1 protein-coding gene is annotated in these 1,452 nt (G+C 64.7%); it reads right to left on the bottom strand.

The features are described from left to right. Positions 1–7: 7 nt before the first annotated feature. Positions 8–1,405 carry an IS30 family transposase gene (locus tag KZA10_RS15010; RefSeq protein ID WP_183525938.1) on the bottom strand — a complete coding sequence of 466 codons (1,398 nt, stop codon included), beginning with the start codon at positions 1,403–1,405 and terminating at the stop codon, positions 8–10. Positions 1,406–1,452 lie beyond the last annotated feature (47 nt).

Raw genomic sequence — 1,452 nt, 5'->3', positions numbered from 1 at the left:
GCCGTATTCAACCGGTCGTCGCAACGATTGTTTGTTGGGTCGATCGTAGTAGCTCTTCGAAGGCCTCGGCGGGGGTGCGCCAGTCGAGGATTTCTCGCGGGCGGTTGTTGATCGCGTCCGCGACGGCGGTGATCTCTGCCGCGTTCCACCGGGAGAGATCTGTGCCCTTGGGGAAGTACTGGCGTAGGAGCCCGTTGAGGTGCTCGTTGCTGCCGCGCTGCCAGGGGCTCTTCGGATCGGCGAAATAGACCGGCAGCCCGATCTCAGTCGTAAGCAACCGGTGCGCGGAGAGCTCTTTGCCGCGATCCCAGGTCAGCGAACGACGTAATGCCGCGGGTAGCGTGGAGAACGTCGCCGTGAGAGCGTTCTTCGTCGTGATCGCGCCATACCCCGCCAGCGCGGGGCCGTTCTTGCGTGGTGGGATGATCCCGTATCCGGCCTGACGTGGAAGATGAACGAGCATCGCGAATCGTGTGGTCCGATCCACGAGCGTGGCGATCGCGGAGCGCTTCAACCCGATGATGAGGTCGCCTTCCCAATGCCCTGCAGTTTTGCGATCCGTTGCCTCCTTCGGGCGTTTCGATAGCACCGTGTCTTCGGTGACGTGAGCCCATGCCTGCTGCCTGGTCCGGGCCCTTGGCATGCGCTTGGTGCGTCCTCGACGTAGATGCCAGGACCGATGCCGCTCCAGTCCGCCGCGCGCTTCGACGTAGAGGGCCTGATAGATCGCTTCGTGCGAGATCCGCATCGAAGGATCGCCGGGGAAATCGATCGGTAGCCGCTTGGCGATCTGCCGTGGACTCCACGCCGTCACCCACTCCCGGTCCCCGCGATGCGGTTTGTTCTTCCCATCCCATGCAGGCCCGACCGGTCCGATCCGTGTGCCGTCCGCAGTGAAGATGCTGCCGCTGAGCTTGTCCTGGACGTAAGTGCGCAGCGCATCGTGGGTGACGAGCTTCGCGGTCTTCGGCCTGCGCGCTCGACGCTCCGCATGCCACTGCGCCGTCGATGCCTTGTACTCGAGCCGATACGTGCGCGTGGACGCATTGCGCCGCAACTCCCGCGAGATCGTCGATGGTGCACGCCCCAAGCGTCCGGCGATCTCACGCACGCCAGCTCCTTGCGCCCGCCACAGCGCGATGTTCTCACGTTCTGGCGGCGACAGATATCGACCAGACACTGTGGGAGGCAGTTGCGGATTCACACCACCAGCGTCGCGGAACCACCGGTGCGCGACCGGCTCCGAAACACCCCCAGCGTCGCCCGCCTCGCGAGTCTTCTTCCCCGCAGCGATCGCTATCCAGAATCGCACCCGATCTTGCCGCCACGCGACCGTCGGCCGCCCAGGAGACACGATCTGCCCCCGATACGCCCGCACCTGCTTCTGCCTGTCCCACACGCTCATCCAATACCCCGATTCGCCGGTGTTGCGACGACCGGTTGAATACGGCC

The sequence above is a fragment of the Microbacterium sp. BF1 genome (assembly GCF_019279095.1).
GTDB lineage: Bacteria > Actinomycetota > Actinomycetes > Actinomycetales > Microbacteriaceae > Microbacterium > Microbacterium maritypicum.
This window is presented reverse-complemented; position numbering and strand designations above follow the sequence as displayed.

Excerpts from the sequence above, each read along its gene's own strand:
- KZA10_RS15010 (WP_183525938.1), bottom strand. The coding sequence starts at position 1,405 with ATGAGCGTGTGGGACAGGCAGAAGCAGGTGCGGGCGTATCGGGGGCAG.